General features: G+C 33.4%; 2 protein-coding genes. Both read left to right on the top strand.

The window, feature by feature from the left end; all coding sequences use genetic code 11:
- The first annotated feature begins 131 nt into the window (after positions 1-131).
- Positions 132-992, top strand: coding sequence for a DegV family protein (locus LJE08_RS13370; RefSeq protein ID WP_117926652.1), 861 nt, complete (start codon positions 132-134; stop codon positions 990-992).
- A gap of 2 nt (positions 993-994) precedes the next feature.
- The gene (locus LJE08_RS13365) at positions 995-1852 is read left to right on the top strand and encodes a DegV family protein (protein WP_186998842.1); all 858 of its coding nucleotides are present in this window, start codon (positions 995-997) and stop codon (positions 1850-1852) included.
- Positions 1853-1949 lie beyond the last annotated feature (97 nt).

Genomic DNA, 1949 nt, shown 5'->3' with positions numbered 1-1949 from the left:
ATTATGAGTCGTAATCCACGTATTGACAATAGGAGGTCACTTCATATTATCTCAAACTAATTATATCAGACATTTGAGAAAATTAATATTTCATGTTAGGATTAGGATGATTTCGAAAAAGGAGGGTTTTAATGAAGGCTCGAGTATTGACAGAAAGTGGTTGTGGATTAACCAAACAAGAAGCACAAGCGTTAGGAATTGATTTTTTACCTTTACAGGTTCAAATAGAAGATAAAACATATTTAGATGGGGTGAATTTAACAGTAGAAGAATTAAATTCATTCTTAGAAAGAGGCTTTATGCCTCAAACAAGCATGCCACCATTAGGCGATATTGAGGCTTTATTAGAATCATATAAAAATAATGGTATTACGGATGTTATTTTGATAACTCTATCAAATGGATTATCAGGAACAAATCAGGCAATACAGGCATCTGGTAAATGGCATGGGGTTAAAATTCATACATTAGATATATATACTACTTTAGGTGTGGAAAAATATTTGGTGTTATCAGCTCAAAAATTAGTTGAACAAGAAATACACCCAGAAGAAATCATTTCACGTTTAAAAGACAGTGTAGATCATTCACGTGGTTTTTTAATTCCAGAAGATTTAGATCATCTAGCTAAGGGGGGACGATTAACTCCAATGGCAGCTAAGCTTGCAGGAATGTTGAAAATCAAACCAATCTTGGAAGTATCTAAAAATACTGAAGGAAAAGTCGATGTTTTTGATAAAGTACGTACAATGTCCAAAGCTATTAAAAAAGCTGTTAAAGTGATTTCAAAAGATGCGAATGCACAAGATTATGAATTTTATGTGTTAAACGGAGAAAATCAAGAAGGTACACAATTGGTGATTGATGAGCTACACGATGTGTTTGGCGAAGACATTCAAATTCATATAGATCCAATGTATGCCGTTATTGCAGTACATACAGGATTAGGTGCTGTAGGCGTTCAATTTGTGAAAAAAGTAAAGGGGGCCTAGTTATGAAGATTGCATTTGTGACGGATACCGGAACAGGCCAGCATCCAGACTATTGGAAAGAAAAAGGAATTTATTGTCTTCCATTACAAATTACTTGTGATGAAGAATCAAAAGATGAATATACAGAAATTACATATTCTGAAGTGATAAAAAAATTACATGAAAAAAAAGTGTTGAGAACATCCTTGCCTAGTTTAGGTAAAATTGAAGATTGTTTTAAAGAATTAAAAAATGAAGGATATGACACAATTTTTGCGGTTCCTATTTGTCGAGGATTATCCGGAACATTGGATTCTATGGAAATGATTGCAAATCAATTAGAAATGAAATTTGTAGGCGTTGATTGTTATTGCACAGCGGTTGAACAAGGATGTATGATTGAGACAGCTAAAAAGATGTATGAAGCAAACATTCCAATTGATGAAATTATTAAAAAACTACAAAACATTGCGGATAGTTGTGAAACTGTGTTGTTGTGTGATGATTTAGATCATATGAAACGTGGTGGAAGATTGACACCGATGGCTGCCGCATTAGGTGGTTTATTGAAAATCAAACCTATTTTGCATATTGGTAAAAGTACGAATGGAAAAGTAGATGTATTAGATAAAGTTCGTACAATGACACGTGCACAAGATCGTGTTATTAAACATTTAAAAGAATTAAATGTAGATTCTAATTATACATTTATTGTTGCACACGTAGATGCGTTAGAAGCTGCAAAAGAATATGCGCAAAAGATTGAAAACCAAATTGAAGGCGCTAAAGTAAAAGTCATCAATTTAGTAAGTGCAGTTGGAATTCATACGGGACTAGGCTGTCTAGCTTTACAAGTATTTAATGAAATGAAAGAGCAATAGGAATTGAGTGTGTGAAATCATTCAATTCCTTTTTGTTTTTATGCTTTTGGCTTTAGCTGGTTGAGTACGAAGTACGAAACAACAAAACCACCTGCTA

The sequence above is a fragment of the Holdemanella sp. DFI.5.55 genome, assembly GCF_020593575.1.
Lineage (GTDB): Bacteria > Bacillota_I > Bacilli_A > Erysipelotrichales > Erysipelotrichaceae > Holdemanella > Holdemanella hominis.
Note: the sequence above shows the minus strand (reverse complement) of the source record. Positions and strands in the feature narration are given on the sequence as shown.

What these genes read in the sequence shown, in the direction of transcription:
- LJE08_RS13365 (WP_186998842.1), top strand. Translation starts at nt 995, where the DNA reads ATGAAGATTGCATTTGTGACGGATACCGGAACAGGCCAGCATCCAGAC.
- LJE08_RS13370 (WP_117926652.1), top strand. Translation starts at nt 132, where the DNA reads ATGAAGGCTCGAGTATTGACAGAAAGTGGTTGTGGATTAACCAAACAA.